Below are 23,407 nucleotides of genomic sequence, written 5' to 3'. Positions count from 1 at the left end.
CCGTCAGCGGGTGCCGCCGCCCGTCCCCACGGCGGCGACGAGGGCGGCCAGGGCGTCACCGAGCCGGTCGAGCCCCTCGCCCGGGGCGCCTCCGGGCTCCGTCATGTACCCGTCCCGGCGTATCTCGACCATCAGCGCCGACACCTCGCGGACCTCGCCGTAGTGCTTCAACGGCACATAGGTGCCGGCGAACGGCGAGTCGAGGCCGAGCTCGCCGCAGGGCGCGAAGGCCTCGCGGGCGGCGTCCAGCAGCCAGGCCGGGGTGTGGAAGGGGTCGGTGCCCAGGCAGACGGCGGGGCGGGGCCCGTCGCCGTGCAGTTCGTAGGGGAGCGGCGTGCCGGGGTAGGAGTGCACGTCGATGACGACCGCCCGGCCGGTGGCCGCCAGCCGGTCCTGGACGGCAGCCGTCATGGCGGCCGCGTACGGCTCGAAGTAGGTCTCCAGCAGGGCCCGTTCGTGCCGCGGGTCGTCCTTGCGCAGCGGCGCCCCGTGCGAGGTGCGGGTGTAGACGGCGCCCATGCCGACGGCGCGCATCTCCTCCCGCTCGTCCGGGAACCGCTCGGGGTCGACCACCAGCCGCGACAGGAGGTTGGTGAACTGCCAGGCCCCGGTCCGCGCCGCGACGCGCGCGGCGATCAGGTCGGTGTGCGCGTCCGTCATGTGGTCGAGCTCGGCCGCCAGCGCGGCGTCGTCCAGGAGGATGCGCCCGCGGACGTGCCCGGGCACGGCGCGGGCGCTGTGCGGAACGTGGAGGAGCACCGGTGAGTCCGGCGCGCCCTCGCTGATGCGGAAAGTCGATTCGTCCATTTCTCCACCCCTCCCCGGCCCCCCGCCGGTGTCATCCGTCGCTGCGACGCCGCCGCCCGCAGCGATGTTGACAATGCGTCAGAACAGCGGCTCCGGCAGCACACCCTCCAGGGCCAGCAGCGAGCGCTTGATGTCGAGCATGCGCAGGCCCCCGCCGAAGCCGCCGATGCCCCCGTCGCTTTCCAGCACCCGGTGGCACGGGACGACGACGGGCAGCGGGTTGGAGCCCATGGCCGTCCCCACGGCCCGGGCAGCCCCCGGCTCGCCGACCCGGTTCGCCAGGTCCTGGTAGCCGACCACGCTGCCGAACGGGACGCCGCCCGACAGCTCCCGCAGCACACGGCGGTTGAAGCCGGTCGTCAGCGACCAGTCGAGGTCGAGGTCGAAGGTGTGCCGCGTCCCGGCGAAGTACGCCTCCACCTGGGGTATCGCCTCGTCCAGCCGGGCCCCCGCGGCGCTCGCGGGCCCGGGCCTGCGCGCGGGCACGGCGCCCAGCCGGGAGCAGATCCGCTCCAGCACGGCGGGTGCCTCGTCCTCGCCCGTCCGGAAGGCGACGTGGACCAGGCCCTGCCCGGTCGCGGCGAGCATCAGCGGCCCGATCGGTGCCTCCAGCACCGTCCAGGCGACCTCGGCGGTGGGGGTCTGCGGTTGCGTCACGCTCCCCAGCCTAGGACGGGGCACCGACAACCGGTCCCGGACGTGGTCCCACGAGGCTCCCGGGCGGCGACGGCAACCCGCCGCACGCCCCGCCACCCGGGAGGGTGGCCGTTCTCGACAGGTATGTCACAAGCGGTGGTTGACCGGTGGGAGTGGGGATGGGGCGCGCATGACGCGAATCGACTTCAGCCCCGCCGTCCGCCGGCTCGCCCGCGAGCAGGACCGGGTCGCCACCGTCGCCCAGCTCGCCGCGGTGGGCGTGCCGCAGAGCAGGCTGCGCGAGTGGTGCCGCCCCGGCGGCCGGTGGCAGCGGCCGCTGCCCCGGGTGGTCGTCCTCCACACCGGTCCGCTCACCGCCGCGCAGCGGTCCAGGGCGGCCCTGGCCTTCGCCGGGTACCCGCAGGTCCCGGCCATGATCACCGGCGTGGCGGGGCTCGCCCTGCACGGGGTCGGTGTGGCCGTGCCGCCGTGCGGGCTCCCGGTGGTGGACGTGCTCGTCCCGAGCGAGCGGCGCATCCGCACCCACACCTGGGTGCGGGTCCACCACGGCCGTGGCCTCCCCGCGCCCGACACCGTGGACGGCGTGCCCGTGGCGCCGGTGGTCCGGGCGGCCGCCGACGGCGTACGGGAGTCCATCGACCCCGAGTGGGCCCTGGAGGTGGTGCGCGAACTGGTCATAGCGCTCGGCGTGCCCGCCCGCGCGCTCGCCGCCGAACTGGGCGGCGCGGTGCTGGCCCGGCGCCCCGCCGTGGCGGCCCTGCTGGACTCCATGGACAGCGGCCCGCGTGCGGCCGCCTCCGCCGCGCCGATGGCCCGCGCCCTGGTGGCCAGATCCGGTCTGCGGCAACCGCTGTGGCGCCCCACGCTCCAGCTCGACGGTGCCTTCCTGGGTTCGCCCGACGCCTACTGGGTGCGCGACGGCCTCGTCCTGGATCTCGGCCCGGGGACCGTGCGCGGCCGGCTGGAGGCGCTGGGGCTGTGCGTGCTGCGGGTCGCGCCGGCCGCGTTCACCCGCAGTCCGGCCGAGGTCGTCGCCGCCCTGCGCACCGCCCTGGCGGCAGGGCCGTACGGGCCGCTGGACCGGATCACGGCGCTGCCCGGGGCGAGATGACGGTGCTGTCGGTCGGTGTGCCGTGCCGGCCCGCCACCGTCGCGCTGTGGACGGCGCTCACCGTGCGGCGCATGTTCGCCGGTGTCCTGGCCGGCCTTGTCCTGGGCTTCGCCGTCATCGCCATGCACTGCATCGGCATGGCCGCGCTGACGGTCCACCTGCACAGCGGCGGCCGGGAGGAGGCGAGCGGGGCGGGACCGGCGGCGCTTTTGGCCCCGGTGCTGATCGGCCAGGTCGTCTTCCTCTTCCTCGCCGGGGTCGTCGTCACGCCCGATCCGCCCGTCGGCGACTTCGATCAGCGGCCCGCGCCCGCCCGCGGCCGGCGCTCCTCGAAGGCGGCCCGCTCCTCGTTCCGCCGCCCGCCCCTCACGCGTCCGCGAGCGCCCGCGCGAACGCCAGTGACGGCTGGTCGATCCCGCTGCAACGGGTCGGTGCCGTCTCCATGGTGTCGCCCTCGCAGGCCCGGTCCCGGTCGGCCGACCACATGGACAGTCCGCCCAGCCCCTTGTCGCGGGCGAATGCGGCCAGTTGTGCCGCGTCCCGCAGGGTGAAGACCTCGCCCTCGATGTCGTTCACCCCGATCATCGGCGTGACCGTGAGGGTCCGCCATGCCGCCGTGTCCGGGAGACCCAGCAGCGTCTTGAGCTGCCGGTGCGCCGCGGTGGCCGCCTGGATCGCGTACCGGCCCATGTCGCCGGTGTACGACTCCCCGTAGTCCATCGCCATGATGTTGACCGCGTCGACGCGCACCCCCTGCCGCCGGGCGTCCGCGAGCAGCGCCGAGGCCTCGGGGGTCAGCCCGGACGGCATCACGGGCAGCGTGAAGGAGACCGACAGCCTCCGCCCCTCGCGCTCCGCGTTCCTCTGGAGGCGGGCGACGGCACGCGCCCGGCGGGTGTTGGCGGCGGTGTCCGCGAGGTCGTCGCCCTCGACGTCGAAGTCGACCCCGGTCAGCCGGTAACGGCCGATCACATCGCCGTAGACGGAGACGAGTCCGTCCACGTCCTCGCACGCCCCGGCGAGTTCCGTGCCGTCGGCGCCGCCGAACGAGACGCGTACGTCGCCGCCGGCGGCCCGCAGCGCGGAGATCCGGCCCGCCAGGCCGCCGTGGGCGATGCCGTCGCGGCCGTCCCAGGTCGGGGCGCAGCCGTCGCCCGCGGTGACGAACCCGAGGGTGAAACCGTCGGCGCCGGTCCTCCGGGCCGCGCCCGCCAGGTCGTACGCGGTCGAGCGCGAGGCGTCCACGTACGGGGTGAAGGCCACCTCGGCCACCGGTTCCCTCCCCTCGGGCGTGCGGGGAGCCGGGGATCCGGCGGGCTCCCGGCCGACGAGGAGGGAGGCGGCCGTGGCGGCGACGGCGACCGTCACGAGCCCGGTGATCATCTGTGCCGTGCGGCTCATCATGACGGAGAGACTATCTGCCCCGGGAATTTCGGATCGCACTTTCCCGGAATTGGAGAAAAGGGTCCGTGGCTCATTCATGGGATTAATTCCTCGATGAATCCATGGAATTCATGAGGGGAATTTACTGCTAGCATTCCGGCCATGCATTCCCTCTCCCGACGGGCGTGTCCCCGTGGGCGGTCCACGGAGGAAGGGCCCGTGTTCGTCGACGCGTCGGGCCGCCGGGCGCGCATTATCCGGCGCGCCGGAACAGCCGTCGGGGTCGCCTGCGCGGGATATGCCGTTCTGCTGGGCGTGGCTTTGGCGGGAGGCACCCCTTTCGCGCCCGCGACCCTGATCCCGGGCGCCGACGTCCCCGGGGGCGCTTCGGCGCAGGCGGAGGCGGGTGGGAGAAACAGGGGCGTCCACGAGCGTGCCGCAAGCGCCCCGGGCACCCCTCACGCGCCCGCACCGGCGGCCCGCCCCGCCGCCGCGCCCACCGTTGTCGCGGCCGCCGAGGTGACCCCATCCGCCACCGGGGGCCGCGTCACGGCCTCCACGACCCCCTCCGCCGCTCCCGGCGGGACGGGCGCCCCCACCGCGACGGCGAGCGCCTCCCCGCGCCCCACGTCCCCGCGCACCCCCACGGCACCGGCGTCGCCGTCCGCCTCCCTCCCGGCGACACCCGGGCCGGACACCCCCGCGTTCCCCCCGGGCGACGCCGGCGGCGACCCGGTGCCCGGCGACGGCTGGGACGACTGAGCGGCCATGGCGCGGACGGCCCGGCACGCGGCACCCGGTGCGATCACCAAGGTGGCGTCGGCCGGCCGGCAGGCCGTGCCCAGACCACGCGTCGTGATGGCCGTGCTGGGCCTGTTCGTGCTGGTGTGCGTGATGCTGCTGGACGGCTACCTGCACTCGGAGATCGGCAACGACAGCCGTGTCCACGAGTCCGGGAGCTCGGACCGGGTGCCCGCCGCCGTCCTCGAGGGCGGCCCCGTGCTGACCTTCGGCGCCGACGGCGAGCCCGTCAGCCACACCCTGCCGCCGAAGACCATCGCGCTCACCTTCGACGACGGCCCGGACCCCAGGTGGACCGCGAAGGTGCTCGCCGTACTGCGCGCACACGACGTGCCCGGCACCTTCTTCGTCGTCGGCCAGATGGCCGCCCGGTACCCCTCGCTCATCCGCGACATCGTCGACTCCGGCGGCGAGATCGGCGTCCACACCTTCTCCCACGTCGACCTGGCGTACCAGAGCAGGGCCAGGATCGACCGCGAACTCGCCCAGACCCAACTGGCGCTCGCCGGCGCCGCGGGCATCACCACCTCGCTCTTCCGCGCCCCGTACTCCTCCGAGCCCGACGCCGTGGACGACACCATGTGGCCCGTCTACCGCTACCTCGGCACCAAGGGCTACATCAGCGCCTTCGTCGACACCGACAGCGAGGACTGGCGGCGCCCCGGCGTCGCCCGCATCGTCCGCGACGCCACCCCGAGGAGCGGCAAGGGCGCCTCCGTGCTCTTCCACGACGCCGGGGGCGACCGCTCCCAGACCGTGGAGGCGCTCGGCACGTACATCGACACGATGAAGGCGAAGGGCTACACCTTCACGACGCTGACCGCGAGCCTGGGCGCCACGACCGCCAACCACCGCGCCGGCGGTGCCGAGTTGTGGCAGGGCCGCGCCCTCATCGGGGTCGTGGCCCTGGCCGAGTTCACCATGCCCGTCCTGTTCTGGCTGCTCGTCGTGGTCGGCGTCGCCGTCCTGGCGCGCTTCGCCCTGATGCTGGTCCTCGCCCGCCGGCACGCCAGGATCCGCGGCCGCCGCCGCTTCAGCTGGGGGCCGGCGGTCACCGAACCGGTCAGCGTCATCGTGCCCGCGTACAACGAGAAGGAGTGCATCGCCAACACGGTCGGCTCGCTCGCGGCGAGCACCCACCCGGTGGAGATCATCGTCGTGGACGACGGCTCGACCGACGGCACCGCGGGCATCGTCGAGGCGATGGGCCTGCCCCAGGTGCGCGTCGTGCGCCAGGAGAACGCGGGCAAACCCGCCGCGCTCAACCGCGGCCTGGAGCAAGCCCGTCACGACCTCGTCGTGATGATGGACGGCGACACCGTCTTCGAGCCCGGCACCGTGCACCGGCTCGTCCAGCCCTTCGCCGACCCAGGGGTCGGTGCCGTCGCCGGCAACGCCAAGGTCGGCAACCGCACCACGGTGATCGGCGCCTGGCAGCACATCGAGTACGTGATGGGCTTCAACCTCGACCGCCGCATGTACGACCTGCTCGGCTGCATGCCCACCGTGCCGGGCGCCGCCGGCGGCTTCCGCCGCGCCGCCCTCCTCGACGCCGGGGGCATGAGCGGCGACACCCTCGCCGAGGACACCGACATCACCATCGCGCTGCACCGCGCGGGCTGGCGCGTGGTGTACGCCGAGCACGCCCGCGCCTGGACCGAGGCGCCGGGCACCATCGGCCAGTTGTGGCGGCAGCGCTACCGCTGGAGCTACGGCACCATGCAGGCGCTGTGGAAGCACCGGCGCTCCCTGGTGGACCGCGGGCCCTCGGGGCGCTTCGGCCGGGTCGGCATGCCGCTGGTCGTGCTCTTCCAGATCGTCACGCCCCTCTTCGCGCCGCTGATCGACCTCCTGACCGTCTACGGCGCCGTCTTCGTCGACCCGGTCAGGTCGCTCCTCGCCTGGGCCGCGCTGATGTCCGTGCAGCTGCTGTGCGCGGCCTACGCGTTCCGTCTGGACCACGAGCGCTACCGCCACCTGCTGATGCTGCCGCTGCAGCAGATCGTCTACCGGCAGCTGATGTACCTCGTCCTGATCCACTCCTGCGTGACGGCCATGACAGGAGGCCGGCTGCGCTGGCAGAAGCTCGAGCGGACCGGCGAGGTCGGTTCCCCGCAGCCCTCCGCGGGAGCCGCCCGATGACCGCGTCCGACACCTCCTTCCCGCCCTCGCACCTGCCCCGGCCGAGGAGCTCCGGCCGGCATGCCGCCCCCCGCCGCACACGGACGGCCGCCCCTGCCGACCCCGCCGCCCCGGACGGCGGACGCGACCGCTACCTGGACCTGCTGCGCGCCCTGGCGCTCGTCCGGGTCGTGACGTACCACACGTTCGGCTGGGCGTGGCTGGGTCTGGCCTTTCCCTCCCTCGGTGTGATGTTCGCCCTCGCGGGATCCTTCATGGCCCGGTCCCTGGAGCGGCGCGCGCTGCCCGTCGTGCGGCGGCGGCTGCGCAGGCTCCTGCCGCCGTTGTGGTGCCTCGGCGCCGTCCTGGTGCCGGCGATGCTGCTCCACGGCTGGGCCCCGGGCGAGCACCACGCGGGGCGCTGGTGGGCGCGGCTGGTCCTGTGGGTGGTGCCGGTGGCCGACCCGCCCGGCAGCGCATGGGCCGAGCAGGCCACGGGGGTCCTGTGGTACGTGCGCGCCTACCTGTGGTTCGTCCTGCTCTCGCCGCTGCTGCTGCGCGCGTTCCGGCGGTCGCCCTCCGTCGCGCTCGTCGCCTCCCTCGCCCCGGTCGTGCTCCTGCAGACGCTCTGGAGTCGGCCGGAGGGACCGGCCTGGAGCGCCGTCACCGACCTGGCGACCTTCCTGACCTGCTGGCTGCTGGGCTTCGCCCACCGCGACGGGCTGCTCGACCGCGCACCGGCCGGCCTGGTGCCGGTCCTGGCGGCCGTCGCCATGACGGCCGGCGGCTGGTGGGCCTCGTCCCACCAGGTGGACGGCTCGTACGACCTCAACGAGATCCCGCTCGCGCAGGCGCTGTGGTCGGCCGGCTTCGTCCTGCTCCTGCTGCGCTTCCGGCCGGGTGCCGGCCCGACCGGGCGGATCCGGCCGCTGGACCGGCTGGTGCGGATCTTCAGCGCCCGCGCTGTGACCGTCTACCTGTGGCACGAGGTCGCGCTCATGCTCAGCGTCCCCCTGATCGACCTGATGTGGCGGGTCAGGGCCTTCGAGCTGTACCTGCCGCTGGACAGCACCTGGTTCCAGTTCGCGGTGGCCTGGGTGCTGATCGCGGTCGCGGTGCTGCTCCCTGGCCGGGTGGAGGACCTCGCCGCGGGGCGCCCGCCCCGCCTCCTGCCCTGATCGGGGCAGGTCGGAGCCGGTTGTCGGTGGGGGGTCGTACCGTTGACCCATGCGGCCCGTATCAGACATCGAACGCAGTGTGGCGCCCTTCGAGGTCGTCAGCCCCTTCCAGCCCAGCGGCGACCAGCCGACCGCCATCGACGACCTCGAGCGGCGCATCCGCGCGGGCGAGAACGATGTCGTCCTGCTCGGCGCCACCGGTACCGGCAAGTCGGCGACCACCGCCTGGATGATCGAGCGGCTGCAGCGCCCGACCCTGGTCATGGCGCCCAACAAGACCCTGGCCGCCCAGCTGGCGAACGAGTTCCGCGAGCTGCTGCCGAACAACGCGGTCGAGTACTTCGTGTCGTACTACGACTACTACCAGCCCGAGGCGTACGTCCCGCAGACGGACACCTACATCGAGAAGGACTCCTCGATCAACGAGGAGGTCGAGCGGCTGCGCCACTCCACCACCAACTCGCTGCTGACCCGCCGAGACGTGGTCGTCGTCGCCTCGGTGTCCTGCATCTACGGCCTCGGCACGCCCCAGGAGTACGTCGACCGCATGGTGCGGCTCAAGGTCGGCGACGAGATCGACCGGGACGCCCTGCTGCGCAAGTTCGTCGACATCCAGTACGCGCGCAACGACGTGGCGTTCACCCGCGGCACCTTCCGGGTGCGCGGCGACACCATCGAGATCTTCCCGGTCTACGAGGAGCTCGCCGTCCGCATCGAGATGTTCGGCGACGAGATCGAGGCCCTGTACACGCTGCACCCGCTCACCGGCGAGATCATCACCGATGACCAGCAGCTCTACGTCTTCCCCGCCACCCACTACGTCGCCGGCCCCGAGCGCATGGAGCGGGCCATCACCGGCATCGAGAAGGAGCTCGGCGAGCAGCTCGCGGTCATGGAGAAGCAGGGCAAGCTGCTGGAGGCCCAGCGCCTGCGGATGCGCACCACGTACGACATCGAGATGATGCGCCAGATCGGCACCTGCTCCGGCATCGAGAACTACTCACGGCACATCGACGGCCGTGAGGCGGGCTCCGCCCCGTCCACCCTGATCGACTACTTCCCCGAGGACTTCGTTCTCGTCATCGACGAGTCGCACGTCACCGTGCCCCAGATCGGCGCCATGTACGAGGGCGACGCCTCCCGCAAGCGCACCCTGGTCGACCACGGCTTCCGGTTGCCCTCCGCCCTCGACAACCGACCGCTGAAGTGGGAGGAGTTCCTGGAGCGGGTCGGCCAGACGGTCTACCTGTCGGCCACTCCGGGCAAGTACGAGCTCTCCCGCGGCGACGGCGTCGTCGAGCAGATCATCCGCCCGACCGGCCTGGTCGACCCCGAGGTGATCGTCAAGCCCACCAAGGGGCAGATCGACGACCTCGTCCACGAGATCCGGGTGCGCGCCGAGCGCGACGAGCGCGTCCTGGTCACCACGCTCACCAAGAAGATGGCCGAGGACCTCACCGACTACATGCTGGAACTCGGCATCCAGGTGCGGTACCTGCACAGCGACATCGACACCCTGCGCCGGGTGGAGCTGCTGAGCGAGCTGCGGGCCGGCGAGTTCGACGTGCTGGTCGGCATCAACCTGCTCCGCGAGGGCCTGGACCTGCCCGAGGTGTCGCTGGTCGCCATCCTCGACGCCGACAAGGAGGGCTTCCTGCGCTCCGGCACCTCGCTGATCCAGACCATCGGCCGCGCGGCGCGCAACGTCTCCGGCCAGGTCCACATGTACGCCGACAAGATCACCCCGGCGATGGAGAAGGCCATCGACGAGACCAACCGGCGCCGGGCCAAGCAGATCGCCTACAACGAGGAACGGGGCATCGACCCGCAGCCGCTGCGGAAGAAGATCGCCGGCATCATGGACTCCTTCGCCCGCGAGGATGCCGACACCGAGGAGCTGCTGGGCTCGGGCCGCCAGCGTTCGCGCGGCAAGGCGCCGGTGCCGGGGCTGTCCGCCAAGGCCGGGGAGAAACGGGAAGCCAAGAGCCTGCCCGCCGCCGAACTGACCGACCTCATCGGCGAGCTGACCGACCGGATGCACGCCGCCGCAGCGGACCTGCAGTTCGAGGTCGCGGCCCGGCTGCGCGACGAGGTCGGCGAACTGAAGAAGGAACTGCGGCAGATGCGGGAGGCCGGCGTGGCCTGACCGTACCGGCTGTCGAATCTCTTGCCGAACCACGGTGCCCTACCCGTGCGTCTCCCCATAGGGTGCGGAGCAACCGCACGTCGGCAAAACGGTTGAGAGGGGACAGCGCGTGACGGTCAATATGACCAAGGGTCAGAAGATCAGCCTGCAGAAGTCGGACGGGGGGACGTTGTCGTCGGTCCGCATGGGGCTCGGCTGGCAGGCCGCCCCGCGTCGCGGACTCTTCGGCAGCCGCACCCGGGAGATCGACCTGGACGCCTCCGCGGTCCTGTTCGCCGACAAGCAGCCCGTGGACGTGGTGTTCTTCCGGCACCTCGTCAGCGACGACGGCTCGGTGCGGCACACCGGCGACAACCTGGTCGGCGGTGCGGGCCAGGGCGGCGACGACGAGTCGATCCTGGTCGACCTGCAGCGCGTGCCGGTGCACATCGACCAGATCGTCTTCACGGTCAACTCCTTCACCGGGCAGTCGTTCCAGGAGGTGCAGAACGCCTTCTGCCGCCTGGTCGACGAGACCAACGGCCAGGAGCTGGCGCGCTACACCCTGACCGGCGGTGGCGCCTACACCGCGCAGATCATGGCGAAGGTGCAGCGCAGCGACGCCGGCTGGTCCATGACGGCGATCGGCACCCCGGCCAACGGCCGTACCTTCCAGGACCTCATGCCGGCGATACTGCCGGCGCTCTGACCGGGCACAGGGGGGCGCGGGCATGACCATCGAGCTGGTCCACGGGCAGAACCATCCGCTTCCCGGCACCTCACTGGAGGTCCGGGTGTCGGCCGGTACGCCGGTGGTGGCCGGCGTCTCGCTGGGCGACGGGCAGGGCCGCGTGAGCGGCCCCGGTTCCGTCGCCCACCCCGGGGCGCCGCGGCTGCCCGGCATCGAGGTGCCCGCGGGCCTCGCCGCCGAGCAGCGCGTCACCGCCGACCTGACGGCCGTCCCGGCGGACGTGGACCGCGTCCACGTCCTGCTGGCGCTGCCGCCGGTCACGGGGGCGCCGACCCGCTTCGGGGCGTGCCCCGCGCCCCATCTGACCGTCGCCGGACCCGACGGGGCACCGGTCGTGAGCTTCACCGTCACCGGGCTGAACGCCGAGGCCGCGATCGTCGCGCTGGAGCTCTACCGCCGCCAGGGCGCCTGGAAGGTGCGGGCGCTCGGCCAGGGCTACACGGGCGGGCTGGCCGAGCTGCTGCGCGACCAGGGGCTCGACCGTCCCGCCGCGGACGCCGTGGCCGCCCGGGTGGCGGACGCCGTACGCCCCGCGCCCGCGGTGCCCGCCCCGCCGCCCCCGGTCACCCCGACACCACCGTCGACCCCGACACCGACCCCGCCTCGCGTTCCCCCGGCCGGCGACGCCGCCGGCTCCGTCCCGCACACCGTTCCGCCGGCGTCCGCGCCCGCCGCCGGTGATGCCGCGGGCTGGAGCATGGAGGAACGGCTCTACAACCAGGTCTGGGGCATGTTCGAGGACCTGGCCCGCACCATCGCGGCCTACCGCAGTGCCGTCGACTTCGCCGAGTCCCGGCTCCACCAGGAACTCGACACGGTCCTCGCCGACCCCCGCACCCGTGTCGGCCCCGCCGCCGAGGCCGCCCGCGACCAGGCAAGGGCCCGCCAGGCCGAGCTGGTGGACCGGGCCCGCACCGTGCTCGACCGTGACCTGGCCCAGCTGACCGCCGAGGCCGAAGTGGTCGAGCCCGCTCTGCCGCCGCCCTACGCGGGCTGGGAGAGCCCCGTCTGGCACGGTTACCGCGTCCCCGAGGAGCCGCCGATGGCGGTCCGGCTCGGCGACCTCCACCTGCCCGAACGCCCGGAACTGCGCATCCCCCTGCTGGTCCGGCTGCCCCTGGAGCGCGGGCTGTGGGTGGACAGCGCCCAGGACCGCCGCCGGGCCGTGGACGTGGCGGTGGCGCTCGCCGCCCGCCTGCTCGCCTCCCACCCGGCCGGGGAGTGTGCCGTCCACGTCGTCGACCCGGCGGGCTCCGCCGCGACGGCGCTGGCCCCGTTCACCGACTCCGGCGCGCTGCGCGAGCCGCCCGCCACGGGCGCCGCGGGGGTGGCGGCGCTGCTCGCCCGGCTCACCCAGCGGGTCGACCTGGTGCAGATGGCGCTGCGCGCCGACGTGCCCTTCGAGGTGCCCCCGGGCGTCGACCCGGCCCGCCAGGTGCTGGTCGTCAACGACTTCCCGTACGGGTTCGACGACCGGACGATCCACCAGCTGCGCTACCTCGCCGACGAGGGCCCGCAGGTCGGCGTCCACCTGGTCCTGGTCGCCGACCGCGAGGACGCCCGCGAGTACGGCCCGCTCCTCGACCCGCTGTGGCGTTCGATGATGCGGCTGACCCCGCAGCCGGACGACCACCTCGCCGACCCCTGGGTCGGCCACGCCTGGACGTACGAACCGCTGCTCGCCCCGGCCGGCAGCGCGGTCCTTTCCCGGGTGCTGCGCCAGGTGGCCGCCGCGCGCCGGACCTACGACCCCGGCCGCCACTGATCCGTCCGGTCCGTCCGGTCCGTCCGGTCCGTCCGGCCGGATCGGCGGGGCTGCGGCACGCTGTACTGATTGACCATCACTTTACTCTCTTTACCTTTCCTTGGGATTTCATGTACTCTCCTTTACGCGGAGGGGAGTACTCCCTGCAGTGCGGTGCATCCCGTCATCACGGGCCGGAACGGCCCCGGGACACCGGCCCCGGCCCACGGCCGGGGTGGAAGAGACCTCCGGCAGCGACAACGCTGACAATTGCCAGCCCATCTGCCGGAGGCATCGCGTGGATGTATCCCTGACCCTCTGGGTGCTGACCATCGCCGGTCTGTGCGCCCTCATCGCCGCCGACTTCTTCATCGGGCGCAAGCCCCATGACGTGTCGGTCAAGGAAGCCGGCGCCTGGACGGTCGTCTGGATCGTCCTGGCCGCCCTCTTCGGGCTCGGACTGCTGTTCTTCGCCGGCGGACAGCCCGCCGGCGAGTTCTTCGCGGGCTACATCACCGAGAAGTCGCTCAGCGTCGACAACCTCTTCGTCTTCGTGCTGATCATGGCGAAGTTCGCGGTGCCGTCCCAGTACCAGCAGCGCGTGCTGCTCTTCGGCGTGCTCATCGCACTGGTCCTGCGCGCCCTCTTCATCGCCGCAGGCGCCGCCATCATCGCCAGCTTCTCCTGGGTCTTCTTCATCTTCGGCGCCTTCCTCATCTGGACCGCGTGGAAGCTGGTCCAGGAGGCCCGGGCCGAGGAGCACGACGAGGAGTTCGAGGAGAACAGGCTGCTGAAGGCCGCCGAACGCCGCTTCGGCGTCGCCGACCGCTACCACGGCACCAAGCTCTTCATCCAGCAGAACGGCAAGCGGATCATGACCCCGATGCTCGTGGTCATGCTGGCGATCGGCACCACCGACGTGCTGTTCGCGCTGGACTCCATCCCCGCGATCTTCGGTCTCACCCAGGACCCGTACATCGTCTTCACCGCCAATGCCTTCGCCCTGATGGGCCTGCGGCAGCTGTACTTCCTCATCGGCGGTCTGCTGAAGAAGCTGGTCCACCTCTCCTACGGGCTGTCGATCATCCTCGGCTTCATCGGCGTGAAGCTCGTGCTGCACGCCCTGCACGAGGTCGGGGTGCACGTCCCGGAGATCAGCATCCCGTTCTCCCTCGGCTTCATCGTCGTGGTCCTCGCCGTCACCACGGTGACCAGCCTCATGGCGTCGAAGAAGCAGGCTGCCGAGGAGAAGCGCGACGAGGAGCACGTCGACGTCTGACCCGGGGCCCCTCAGCCCGGACGGGGTGCGCGGCGGTCCGCCGCGCACCCCGCCGTCGCGTCCGGCGCGGCGGCGCCCCGGGTCTCCGGCAGTGCCGCGAAGCACCCCAGGCTGAGCAGCGCCACCGCCGCGACGTACACCGCCACGGGCCACGGCGTGCCGGAGCCGGCCACCAGCCGGGTCGCCACCACCGGGGTCAGGGCGCCGCCCAGGACGCCGCCGAGGTTGTAGCCCAGGGCGGCGCCGGTGCAGCGCACCCGGGGCGCGTACAGCTCCGGAAGGTACGCGCCCACCACGGCGAACACCGTGATGAAGGCGAACAGCTCCGCGGCGGACCCCAGGGCGATCGCGACCGGCGAGCCGCTCGCCAGCAGCCCGGCGTACGGGAAGACCACCACACCCATCGCCGCCGTACCCGCGAGTGCCATCCGCCGGCGTCCGAAGCGGTCGCCCAGCAGCCCCACCAGCGGCGTCAGCGCCCCCTTGAGCAGGACGGCCACCAGGACGCAGCCCAGCACGACCGTGCGGTCCATGCCGAGGTGCTCCGTGGTGTACGCCAGCGACCAGGTGGTCACCGTGTAGAAGACGGCGTAGCCGCACGCCATGGCGCCCGCCGTCAGCAGCACCAGGCGCCCGTGCTCGCGCAGCAGCTCCGAGACGGGCACCCGGGCCAGGTCCCCGCGCCCCGCGGCCGCCGCGAACGCGGGGGTCTCCGGCAGCGCGGCCCGCAGCGCAAGCCCTGCCAGGGCGAGAACGCCCGCTACCCAGAACGGCACCCGCCAGCCCCAGGAGCGGAAGGCCGCGTCGCTCAGCCCCGCGGACAGCGCGAGCACGATCCCGTTCGCCAGCAGGAAGCCCACCGCGGGACCGGTCTGCGGCAGGCTCGCCCACAGTCCGCGGCGCCGCTCCGGCGCGTGCTCCGCGACGAGGAGCACCGCCCCGCCCCACTCGCCGCCCAGCCCCAGCCCCTGCAGGAACCGCAGGGCCACCAGCAGCACGGGCGCAGCCGGGCCGATCGCGGCGTATCCGGGTACGCAGCCGACGGCGGTGGTCGCCAGCCCGGTCAGCAGCAGGGAGCCGACCAGCACCGGGCGGCGTCCGACGCGGTCGCCGATGTGACCGAAGAGGACCGAGCCGAGCGGGCGGGCGACGAAGCCCACGGCGAAGGTGCCGAACGCGGCGAGGGTGCCGGCCAGCGGCGAGGCGTCGGGGAAGAACAGCGGTCCGAGGACGAGTGCGGCCGCGGTGCCGTAGGCGAAGAAGTCGTAGAACTCGATCGCGGTCCCGGCCGCCGACGCGGCGGCGATCCGGGCCATCGAGGGGGAGGTGGGGAGGGAGGTGCGCACGTGGGTCCAACGACCCACGCGCGCGGGGGTGGCGGCGCCCCGGGCGGGCGCCGCCGTGGGGCCGTCACCAGCCCCGTTCGCGCCATTCGTCGAGGTGCGGGCGCTCGTCGCCGAGCGTGGTGTCCTTGCCGTGGCCGGGGTAGACCCAGGTCTCGTCCGGGAGGCGGTCGAAGAGCTTCGCCTTGACCCCCTCGAAGAGGCTGCTGAAGTGGTCCGGGTTGTTGTGCGTGTTGCCCACGCCGCCGGGGAAGAGGCAGTCCCCGGTGAAGATGTGCGGGTGCCCGTGGGGGTCGTCGTAGATGAGGACGATGCTGCCGGGCGTGTGGCCGACCAGGTGCCGGGCGGTGAGCTCGACCCGGCCGACCTGGATCCGGTCGCCGTCCTCGAGGGGCACGTCGGTGGGGACGGGGATCCCCTCGGCGTCGTGGCGGCCCGCGTAGGTACGGGCGCCGGTGGCGTCGACCACGGCCTGCAGCGCCTGCCAGTGATCGGCGTGCCGGTGCGTGGTGACGACGGACGCGAGACCGTCGTTGCCGGCGACCTCCACGAGCGTGTGCGCGTCGTTCGCCGCGTCGACGAGCAGCTGCTCGTCGGTGGCGCGGCAGCGCAGCACGTACGCGTTGTTGTCCATGGGGCCGACCGCGACCTTGGTGATGATGAGGTCCTTGAGTTCGTGCACGTCGGGCGCGCCCCCGACCGTGACCTCGCCGCTGTACGTCATGGCGTCAGCCTAGTGGCGGCAGCACCGGCAGCGGCACGTCCGGCTCCGCGGTCAGGTCCTCGCCGTCGGAACGGCCGCTGATCCAGGCGAGCAGCGCGTGCCGGGGGCCGCCGACGGTGAGTTCGGGCTCGGTGGCGGCGCCGATCACCCACTTCTCTCCGCTGTCGGAGTCGTGGATGCGGACGGCTGCGACGCCCTCGTGACCGGACAGGTCGTCGATGATGGCGCCGAGCTCCCGGGCCGCGAAGTCCTCGGGCAGGTGCGCGCAGGTGTACTCCAGGCCGAGGTCGACGTGGTGGAAGTAGATCTCCATGAGCCGCAGGTACGGGATCTCCGCCGCGGCGATCACCCGGCCGGAACGCATGACGACCTGCGCGGCCCAGTTCTGCGGCGGGAGCTCCTCGATGGCCAGGGCCAGCCGGTCCGCGGAGATCCGCAGGTCGTCGAGGTGCTCGTCGAGCGTGCGGCCGGCGCCCTCCTCGATGTCCCTGTTCCGGCTGTCGCCGCTCTCGTACTGCGGGGTCTCCTCGCCGGTGCGGGCCCAGACCAGCAGGTTGACCAGGGAGTCGGCGTTGCGCGCGAGGTGCGCCAGCACGTGGCCGCGGGTCCAGCCCGGCAGCCGCGAGGGCTCGGTGACGGACGCGGAGGGCATGGCGGCCACGGTCTCGATCAGTCGTTCGGTGGCTTCGCGGAGTTCGGCCGCATCGTGGTCGGGGTCGGGTCGTTGGACAGACACGGGGCCTCCTGGTCGGACCTGATCGACGTCTCCACGGAGACGCTAGCGCGGGACACTCATTCGGGTGAAGCTGCCGCACCGATGCCGGAAATCGAATGTGCGTGCTATAGGCTCGCTGTGGATCGCAACCGGAAGAAAACTCGTCGGCGCCCCGTTTAGGCTGTCTGGGGGTGCTGTCCCCTTGTCTGCCTTTTGAAAGGTGCGCACTGGCGTGGCCGATCGTCTCACCGTCCGTGGCGCTCGCGAGCACAATCTGAAGAACGTCTCGCTCGACCTGCCACGGGATTCGCTCATCGTGTTCACCGGCCTCTCGGGGTCGGGTAAGTCCTCCTTGGCGTTCGACACGATCTTCGCCGAGGGCCAGCGTCGCTACGTGGAGTCGCTCTCCTCCTACGCGCGGCAGTTCCTCGGCCAGATGGACAAGCCGGACGTCGACTTCATCGAGGGCCTGTCGCCCGCGGTCTCGATCGACCAGAAGTCCACCTCGCGCAACCCGCGCTCGACGGTCGGCACGATTACCGAGGTCTACGACTACCTCCGCCTGCTCTTCGCCCGCATCGGCAAGCCGCACTGCCCCGAGTGCAGCCGGCCGATCTCCCGGCAGTCGCCCCAGGCGATCGTGGACCGGGTGCTGGAGCTGGAGGAGGGTTCCCGCTTCCAGGTGCTCTCGCCGCTGGTGCGCGAGCGCAAGGGCGAGTTCGCCGACCTCTTCTCGGACCTGCAGACCAAGGGCTACAGCCGGGCCCGGGTGGACGGCGCGACCGTCCAGCTGACCGACCCGCCGAAGCTGAAGAAGCAGGAGAAGCACACCATCGAGGTGGTCATCGACCGCCTCACCGTCAAGGAGAGCGCCAAGCGCCGGCTGACCGACTCGGTCGAGACCGCCCTGGGCCTCTCCGGCGGCATGGTGATCCTGGACTTCGTCGACCTCCCCGAGGACGACCCGCAGCGCGAGCGGATGTTCTCCGAGCACCTCTACTGCCCGTACGACGACCTGTCCTTCGAGGAGCTGGAGCCGCGCTCCTTCTCCTTCAACTCGCCCTTCGGCGCGTGCCCGGAGTGCACCGGCATCGGCACCCGCATGGAGGTCGACCCGGAGCTCGTCATCCCCGACGAGGACAAGTCCCTCGACGAGGGTGCCATCGCCCCCTGGTCGCTCGGCCACACCCGGGACTACTTCCAGCGCCTGATCGGCGCGCTCGCCGACGAACTGGGCTTCCGCACCGACATCCCCTGGGCAGGGCTGCCGCAGCGCGCGAAGAAGGCCCTGCTCAACGGCCACAAGACGCAGATCGCGGTGCGCTACCGCAACCGCTACGGGCGTGAGCGCTCCTACACCACCTCCTTCGAGGGCGCGATCCCGTTCGTCCGGCGCCGGCACGCGGAGTCCGAGAGCGACTCCAGCCGTGAGCGCTTCGAGGGGTACATGCGCGAGGTGCCCTGCCCCACCTGTGAGGGCACCCGCCTGAAGCCGATCGTGCTGGCGGTCACCGTCCAGGAGAAGTCCATCGCCGAGGTCGCCGCGATGTCCATCAGCGACTGCGCGGAGTTCCTGCGCGGCATGAAGCTGAGCGCGCGCGAGAAGACCATCGCCGAGCGGGTGCTCAAGGAGGTCAACGAGCGGCTGCGCTTCCTGGTCGACGTCGGCCTGGACTACCTCTCGCTCAACCGCGCGGCCGGCACCCTCTCCGGCGGCGAGGCCCAGCGCATCCGGCTGGCCACGCAGATCGGCTCGGGCCTGGTGGGCGTGCTCTACGTGCTGGACGAGCCGTCGATCGGCCTCCACCAGCGCGACAACCACCGGCTCATCGAGACCCTGGTGCGGCTGCGCGACCTCGGCAACACCCTGATCGTGGTGGAGCACGACGAGGACACCATCAAGACCTCCGACTGGGTGGTGGACATCGGCCCGGGTGCGGGTGAGCACGGCGGCAAGGTGGTGCACAGCGGTTCGCTCAAGGAGCTGCTGCGCAACAAGGAATCGCTGACCGGCCAGTACCTCGCGGGCAAGCGCCAGATCCCGATCCCGGACATGCGCCGCCCGGTCAACGGGGAGCGCCGGCTGACGGTGCACGGCGCCCGGGAGAACAACCTGCGGGACATCGACGTGTCCTTCCCGCTGGGGGTCTTCACGGCGGTCACCGGGGTCTCCGGCTCCGGCAAGTCCACCCTGGTCAACGACATCCTCTACACCCACCTGGCCCGTGAGCTGAACGGCGCCCGGGGTGTCCCGGGCCGGCACACCCGGGTGGACGGGGACGACCTGGTCGACAAGGTGGTCCACGTCGACCAGTCGCCGATCGGCCGCACCCCGCGGTCCAACCCGGCCACGTACACGGGTGTCTTCGACCACGTCCGCAGGCTCTTCGCGGAGACGATGGAGGCGAAGGTGCGCGGCTACCTGCCGGGCCGCTTCTCCTTCAACGTCAAGGGCGGCCGCTGCGAGAACTGCTCCGGCGACGGCACCATCAAGATCGAGATGAACTTCCTCCCGGACGTCTACGTGCCGTGCGAGGTCTGCCACGGTGCCCGGTACAACCGGGAGACCCTGGAGGTCCACTACAAGGGCAAGTCCATCGCCGAGGTCCTGGACATGCCGATCTCCGAGGCGCTGGACTTCTTCGAGGCCGTCCCGACGATCGCCCGGCACCTGCGCACCCTCACCGAGGTCGGACTGGGCTACGTCCGGCTGGGCCAGTCCGCCACGACCCTGTCCGGCGGTGAGGCGCAGCGTGTGAAGCTCGCCTCCGAGCTGCAGAAGCGCTCCACGGGCCGCACGGTCTACGTGCTGGACGAGCCCACCACGGGTCTGCACTTCGAGGACATCAGCAAGCTGATCAAGGTGCTCTCCGGGCTGGTCGAGAAGGGCAACACCGTGATCGTCATCGAGCACAACCTCGATGTGATCAAGACGGCCGACTGGGTCATCGACATGGGCCCCGAGGGCGGCAGCGGCGGTGGCCTGGTGATCGCCGAGGGGACCCCCGAGCAGGTCGCGGGCGTGGGCGCGAGCCACACCGGCAAGTTCCTGAGGGACATCCTGGGCGCCGAGCGGATCTCCGACGCCCCGCCCGCCCCGGTCAAGAAGCGGGCCGCCCCGCGGAAGAGGGCGGCGGCGAAGGCCTGACAGCGGGCTCAGAGTTTCGGCACGTAAGGTACAGCTTTCAAGCTCTTTCCTTACGTGCCGAAGCGGAGTCCCACATGGCCGACACCACCGCCCCGCCCCCCTGCCGCCGTACCCTCCTGAAGGGCGCGGCCCTCGCCGGCGTCGCCGGGGTCGCCCTCACCGCTTGCGGTGGTTCCGGCACGACGGTCTCCGACGGTCCCGTCGAGCTGGGCGCGGCCACCGAGGTCCCGGTCGGCGGCGCCAAGCTCTACCGCGAGGCCAGGATCGTCGTCGCGCAGCCCACGCAGGGCAGCTACCAGGCCTTCAGCGCCGTCTGCACCCACCAGGGCTGCACCTGCGACAAGGTCGAGGGCACCGCCCTGTCCTGCCCCTGCCACGGCAGCGTCTTCGACGCCGCCACCGGCGCCGTCCGCAACGGCCCCGCGACCAAGCCGTTGGCCAAGGTCGACGTCCAGGTCAAGGACGGCAAGCTGGTGGCCGTGACCGGGGCCTGAGACGGCGGGAATGTCACCTCCAGTCAGTAGGGTGGTGGCATGGCCGATCCCTCCAGCTACCGCCCCAAGCCGGGACAGATTCCGGACTCTCCCGGGGTGTACAAGTTCCGGGACCAGCACGGCCGGGTGATCTACGTCGGGAAGGCGAAGAGCCTGCGCCAGCGGCTCTCCTCGTACTTCCAGGACCTCGCGAACCTGCACCAGCGCACCCGCACGATGGTCACCACCGCCGCCTCCGTGGAATGGACGGTGGTGGCCACCGAGGTCGAGGCACTGCAGCTGGAGTACTCCTGGATCAAGGAGTTCGACCCGCGCTTCAACGTGAAGTACCGGGACGACAAGAGCTACCCCTCGCTCGCCGTCACCCTGAACGAGGATTTCCCCCGCGTCCAGGTGATGCGCGGCCCCAAGCGAAAGGGCGTGCGCTACTTCGGCCCCTACGCGCACGCCTGGGCGATCCGCGAGACGGTGGACCTGCTGCTGCGGGTCTTCCCCGTGCGCACCTGCTCCTCCGGGGTGTTCAAGCGCTCCACGCAGATCGGCCGCCCCTGTCTGCTCGGTTACATCGGCAAGTGCTCGGCCCCCTGCGTCGGCCGGGTCAGCGCCGAGGAGCACCGCGAACTGGCCGAGGAGTTCTGCGACTTCATGGCCGGCCGCACCGGCACCTACCTGCGCCGCCTGGAGCAGCAGATGAGGGACGCCGCCGCCGCGATGGAGTACGAGAAGGCGGCCCGGCTCCGCGACGACATCGAGGCGCTCAAGCGCGCCATGGAGAAGAACGCGGTCGTCCTCGCCGACGCCACCGACGCCGACCTGATCGCCGTCGCCGAGGACGAGCTGGAGGCCGCCGTCCAGATCTTCCACGTCCGCGGCGGCCGGGTGCGCGGCCAGCGCGGCTGGGTCACCGACCGGGTCGAGGAGGTCGGCACGGCCGAGCTGGTTGAGCACGCCCTGCAGCAGCTGTACGGCGAGGAGCGGGGCGAAGGGGTGCCGAAGGAGGTGCTGGTGCCCGCGCTGCCCGACCCGTACGAGCCGGTCCAGCAGTGGCTCACCGAGCGCCGCGGCTCCCAGGTGAGCCTGCGGATACCGCAGCGCGGCGACAAGAAGGACCTGATGGCCACCGTGCAGCGCAACGCCCTGCAGGCGCTTGCGCTGCACAAGACCAGGCGCGCCTCCGACCTCACCACGCGCTCCCGCGCGCTGGAGGAGATCGCCGAGGCGCTCGACCTGGACTCGGCGCCGCTGCGCATCGAGTGCTTCGACATCTCCCACCTCCAGGGCGACGACGTCGTCGCCTCGATGGTGGTCTTCGAGGACGGGCTGGCCCGCAAGAGCGAGTACCGCCGCTTCCAGATCAAGGGCTTCGCCGGCCAGGACGACGTCCGGTCGATGCACGAGGTGGTCTCCCGGCGCTTCCGCCGCTACCTGCTCGAGAAGCAGAAGACCGGCGAGTGGGTCGACGGCGACGGGGACGGTGACGGCGGCGAGGGGAGCGGCGGCGAGGTGGCCGGCGGACCCATCGACCCGGACACGGGCAGGCCGCGCAAGTTCGCCTACCCGCCGCAACTGGTCGTCGTCGACGGCGGGCAGCCGCAGGTCGCCGCGGCCCAGCGGGCCCTGGAGGAGCTCGGCGTGGAGGACGTGGCCGTGTGCGGCCTGGCCAAGCGCCTGGAGGAGGTCTGGCTGCCCGGCGATGACGACCCGGTCATCCTGCCGCGCACCAGCGAGGGGCTGTACCTGCTGCAGCGGGTCCGCGACGAGGCGCACCGCTTCGCCATCGCCTACCAGCGCAACAAGCGTTCCAAGTCGATGAAGGCCGGTGCCCTGGACGCGGTGCCGGGACTCGGCGAGAGCCGCCGCCAGGCGCTGCTGAAGCACTTCGGCTCGCTCAAGCGGCTGCGGGCGGCGACGGTAGAGCAGATCTGCGAGGTCCCCGGCGTCGGGCGGCGCACCGCCGAGGCCGTGCTCGTCGCGCTGGCCGCGGCCGCCCCCGCCGGACCGGCGGTGAACACGGCCACAGGAGAGATCATTGAGGAAGAGGGGACGGTCGGTCCGGTGACCGTGCCCACGGAACGGGGACACGACTCATGAACGCGAACGACGGAGGCGGAGAACAGGTGACGACCGGAGGAGCGGGCGAGGCCGCCGAGGCCATCCCCGAACTCGTGATCATCTCGGGCATGTCCGGTGCCGGGCGCAGTCACGCGGCCAAGTGCCTGGAGGACCTCGGCTGGTTCGTCGTGGACAACCTGCCGCCGGCCCTGATCCCCACCATGGTCGACCTCGGCGCCCGCTCCCAGGGCAACGTGGCACGCATCGCGGTGGTCGTGGACGTCCGCGGCCGGCGCTTCTTCGACAACCTCCGAGAGTCCCTCGCGGACCTGGACTCCAAGGGCGTCAAGCGCCGGGTGCTCTTCCTGGAGGCCTCCGACGAGACGCTGGTCCGCCGCTTCGAGTCGGTGCGCCGCCCGCACCCGCTGCAGGGTGACGGACGCATCGTCGACGGGATCGCCAAGGAGCGGGAGCTGCTGAGCGAGCTGCGCGGCGACGCCGACCTGGTGATCGACACCTCCAGCCTCAACGTCCACGAGCTGCGGGCCAAGATGGACGCGCAGTTCGCCGGGGAGGAGGAGCCGGAGCTGCGGGCCACCGTCATGTCCTTCGGCTTCAAGTACGGCCTCCCCGTGGACGCCGACCTGGTCGCGGACTGCCGCTTCCTGCCCAACCCGCACTGGGTGCCGGAGCTGCGGCCGTACACCGGTCTCAACGACGAGGTCGCCACCTACGTGTTCAACCAGCCCGGCGCCAAGGAGTTCCTGGACCGCTACGCCGAGCTGCTGCACATCGTCAACGCCGGCTACCGCCGTGAGGGCAAGCGCTACGTGACCATCGCGGTCGGCTGCACCGGTGGCAAGCACCGCAGCGTCGCCATGTCCGAGCGCCTGGCCGCGCGCCTGTCCGCCGACGGGGTGGAGACGGTGGTCGTCCACCGGGACATGGGGCGCGAGTGATCAGGACGACTCGGC

General features: G+C 72.1%; 18 protein-coding genes. 11 read left to right on the top strand and 7 right to left on the bottom strand.

Annotated elements, in window-relative coordinates:
- Nucleotides 1-3 precede the first annotated feature (3 nt).
- Both ACFW3D_RS13915 and ACFW3D_RS13910 read right to left on the bottom strand, forming a co-directional pair.
- Entirely contained in the window at nt 4-807 is an 804-nt protein-coding gene (locus ACFW3D_RS13915; RefSeq protein WP_500504346.1) for an N-formylglutamate amidohydrolase, read from the bottom strand.
- Nucleotides 808-885: 78 nt separating this feature from the next.
- The gene (locus tag ACFW3D_RS13910) at nt 886-1,464 is read right to left on the bottom strand and encodes a methylated-DNA--[protein]-cysteine S-methyltransferase (RefSeq protein WP_500504345.1); all 579 of its coding nucleotides are present in this window, start codon (nt 1,462-1,464) and stop codon (nt 886-888) included.
- 169 nt (nt 1,465-1,633) lie between these two features.
- Between ACFW3D_RS13910 and ACFW3D_RS13905 the strand changes: the two genes are divergently transcribed.
- Entirely contained in the window at nt 1,634-2,575 is a 942-nt protein-coding gene (locus ACFW3D_RS13905) for a hypothetical protein (protein ID WP_500504344.1), read from the top strand.
- 366 nt (nt 2,576-2,941) lie between these two features.
- On the opposite strand, the gene ACFW3D_RS13900 is transcribed toward ACFW3D_RS13905, so the two are convergent.
- Together ACFW3D_RS13900 and ACFW3D_RS13895 are read right to left on the bottom strand one after the other, a co-directional pair.
- Nucleotides 2,942-3,979 carry a chitinase gene (locus ACFW3D_RS13900; protein WP_500504343.1) on the bottom strand — a complete coding sequence of 346 codons (1,038 nt, stop codon included), beginning with the start codon at nt 3,977-3,979 and terminating at the stop codon, nt 2,942-2,944.
- A 437-nt stretch (nt 3,980-4,416) separates the two neighbouring features.
- Nucleotides 4,417-4,656, bottom strand: a complete 240-nt coding sequence (locus tag ACFW3D_RS13895) for a hypothetical protein (protein WP_500504342.1) — start codon at nt 4,654-4,656, stop codon at nt 4,417-4,419.
- A gap of 70 nt (nt 4,657-4,726) precedes the next feature.
- Here ACFW3D_RS13895 and ACFW3D_RS13890 point away from each other — a divergent pair, with 70 nt between their 5' ends.
- From ACFW3D_RS13890 to ACFW3D_RS13865, 6 genes are all read left to right on the top strand, one after another.
- A complete protein-coding gene (locus ACFW3D_RS13890; RefSeq protein ID WP_500504340.1) occupies nt 4,727-6,901 on the top strand; it encodes a bifunctional polysaccharide deacetylase/glycosyltransferase family 2 protein in 2,175 nt (724 codons plus the stop codon).
- Nucleotides 6,898-8,058, top strand: a complete 1,161-nt coding sequence (locus ACFW3D_RS13885; protein WP_500504339.1) for an acyltransferase family protein — start codon at nt 6,898-6,900, stop codon at nt 8,056-8,058. The genes ACFW3D_RS13890 and ACFW3D_RS13885 overlap by 4 nt, the downstream gene beginning before the upstream one ends.
- Nucleotides 8,059-8,107: 49 nt before the next feature.
- Nucleotides 8,108-10,204, top strand: coding sequence for an excinuclease ABC subunit UvrB (gene uvrB, locus ACFW3D_RS13880; RefSeq protein ID WP_500504337.1), 2,097 nt, complete (start codon nt 8,108-8,110; stop codon nt 10,202-10,204).
- 109 nt (nt 10,205-10,313) lie between these two features.
- Nucleotides 10,314-10,892, top strand: a complete 579-nt coding sequence (locus tag ACFW3D_RS13875; RefSeq protein WP_500504336.1) for a TerD family protein — start codon at nt 10,314-10,316, stop codon at nt 10,890-10,892.
- A 22-nt stretch (nt 10,893-10,914) separates the two neighbouring features.
- Nucleotides 10,915-12,699, top strand: a complete 1,785-nt coding sequence (locus ACFW3D_RS13870; protein ID WP_500504335.1) for a TerD family protein — start codon at nt 10,915-10,917, stop codon at nt 12,697-12,699.
- A gap of 277 nt (nt 12,700-12,976) precedes the next feature.
- A complete protein-coding gene (locus tag ACFW3D_RS13865; RefSeq protein WP_500504334.1) occupies nt 12,977-13,957 on the top strand; it encodes a TerC/Alx family metal homeostasis membrane protein in 981 nt (326 codons plus the stop codon).
- Nucleotides 13,958-13,968: 11 nt separating this feature from the next.
- Here the strand turns inward: ACFW3D_RS13865 and ACFW3D_RS13860 are convergent, their stop codons facing one another.
- From ACFW3D_RS13860 to ACFW3D_RS13850, 3 genes are all read right to left on the bottom strand, one after another.
- Complete coding sequence (locus ACFW3D_RS13860) at nt 13,969-15,273, bottom strand: MFS transporter (protein ID WP_500504398.1); 1,305 nt, start codon at nt 15,271-15,273, stop codon at nt 13,969-13,971.
- A 94-nt stretch (nt 15,274-15,367) separates the two neighbouring features.
- Nucleotides 15,368-16,024: an MBL fold metallo-hydrolase gene (locus tag ACFW3D_RS13855; RefSeq protein ID WP_500504332.1), complete on the bottom strand. Its 657-nt coding sequence runs from the start codon at nt 16,022-16,024 to the stop codon at nt 15,368-15,370.
- A gap of 4 nt (nt 16,025-16,028) precedes the next feature.
- Nucleotides 16,029-16,760, bottom strand: a complete 732-nt coding sequence (locus ACFW3D_RS13850; protein WP_500504331.1) for a maleylpyruvate isomerase family mycothiol-dependent enzyme — start codon at nt 16,758-16,760, stop codon at nt 16,029-16,031.
- Nucleotides 16,761-16,959: 199 nt separating this feature from the next.
- Between ACFW3D_RS13850 and uvrA the strand changes: the two genes are divergently transcribed.
- From uvrA to rapZ, 4 genes are all read left to right on the top strand, one after another.
- Nucleotides 16,960-19,887, top strand: coding sequence for an excinuclease ABC subunit UvrA (uvrA, locus tag ACFW3D_RS13845; protein ID WP_500504330.1), 2,928 nt, complete (start codon nt 16,960-16,962; stop codon nt 19,885-19,887).
- Nucleotides 19,888-19,961: 74 nt separating this feature from the next.
- Entirely contained in the window at nt 19,962-20,381 is a 420-nt protein-coding gene (locus tag ACFW3D_RS13840; RefSeq protein WP_500504328.1) for a Rieske (2Fe-2S) protein, read from the top strand.
- Between the two features lie 39 nt (nt 20,382-20,420).
- Nucleotides 20,421-22,472, top strand: coding sequence for an excinuclease ABC subunit UvrC (uvrC, locus tag ACFW3D_RS13835; protein WP_500504327.1), 2,052 nt, complete (start codon nt 20,421-20,423; stop codon nt 22,470-22,472).
- Complete coding sequence (rapZ, locus tag ACFW3D_RS13830; protein ID WP_499606123.1) at nt 22,469-23,392, top strand: RNase adapter RapZ; 924 nt, start codon at nt 22,469-22,471, stop codon at nt 23,390-23,392. The genes uvrC and rapZ overlap by 4 nt, the downstream gene beginning before the upstream one ends.
- The last annotated feature ends 15 nt before the right edge of the window (nt 23,393-23,407 follow it).

The organism is Streptomyces sp. NPDC058864 (genome assembly GCF_042742985.1).
Lineage (GTDB): Bacteria > Actinomycetota > Actinomycetes > Streptomycetales > Streptomycetaceae > Actinacidiphila.
The sequence above is the reverse complement of the archived record's forward strand: the minus strand, read 5'-3'. Positions and strand labels throughout refer to the sequence as shown.

Bases quoted from the DNA above. Each gene is read 5' to 3' on its own strand.
- ACFW3D_RS13915 (WP_500504346.1), bottom strand. From the start codon at position 807: ATGGACGAATCGACTTTCCGCATCAGCGAGGGCGCGCCGGACTCACCG.
- ACFW3D_RS13885 (WP_500504339.1), top strand. From the start codon at position 6,898: ATGACCGCGTCCGACACCTCCTTCCCGCCCTCGCACCTGCCCCGGCCG.
- ACFW3D_RS13860 (WP_500504398.1), bottom strand. From the start codon at position 15,273: ATGGCCCGGATCGCCGCCGCGTCGGCGGCCGGGACCGCGATCGAGTTC.
- ACFW3D_RS13870 (WP_500504335.1), top strand. From the start codon at position 10,915: ATGACCATCGAGCTGGTCCACGGGCAGAACCATCCGCTTCCCGGCACC.
- ACFW3D_RS13900 (WP_500504343.1), bottom strand. From the start codon at position 3,979: ATGATGAGCCGCACGGCACAGATGATCACCGGGCTCGTGACGGTCGCC.
- ACFW3D_RS13855 (WP_500504332.1), bottom strand. From the start codon at position 16,024: ATGACGTACAGCGGCGAGGTCACGGTCGGGGGCGCGCCCGACGTGCAC.
- uvrB (WP_500504337.1), top strand. From the start codon at position 8,108: ATGCGGCCCGTATCAGACATCGAACGCAGTGTGGCGCCCTTCGAGGTC.
- ACFW3D_RS13890 (WP_500504340.1), top strand. From the start codon at position 4,727: ATGGCGCGGACGGCCCGGCACGCGGCACCCGGTGCGATCACCAAGGTG.
- uvrC (WP_500504327.1), top strand. From the start codon at position 20,421: ATGGCCGATCCCTCCAGCTACCGCCCCAAGCCGGGACAGATTCCGGAC.
- ACFW3D_RS13905 (WP_500504344.1), top strand. From the start codon at position 1,634: ATGACGCGAATCGACTTCAGCCCCGCCGTCCGCCGGCTCGCCCGCGAG.
- ACFW3D_RS13840 (WP_500504328.1), top strand. From the start codon at position 19,962: ATGGCCGACACCACCGCCCCGCCCCCCTGCCGCCGTACCCTCCTGAAG.
- rapZ (WP_499606123.1), top strand. From the start codon at position 22,469: ATGAACGCGAACGACGGAGGCGGAGAACAGGTGACGACCGGAGGAGCG.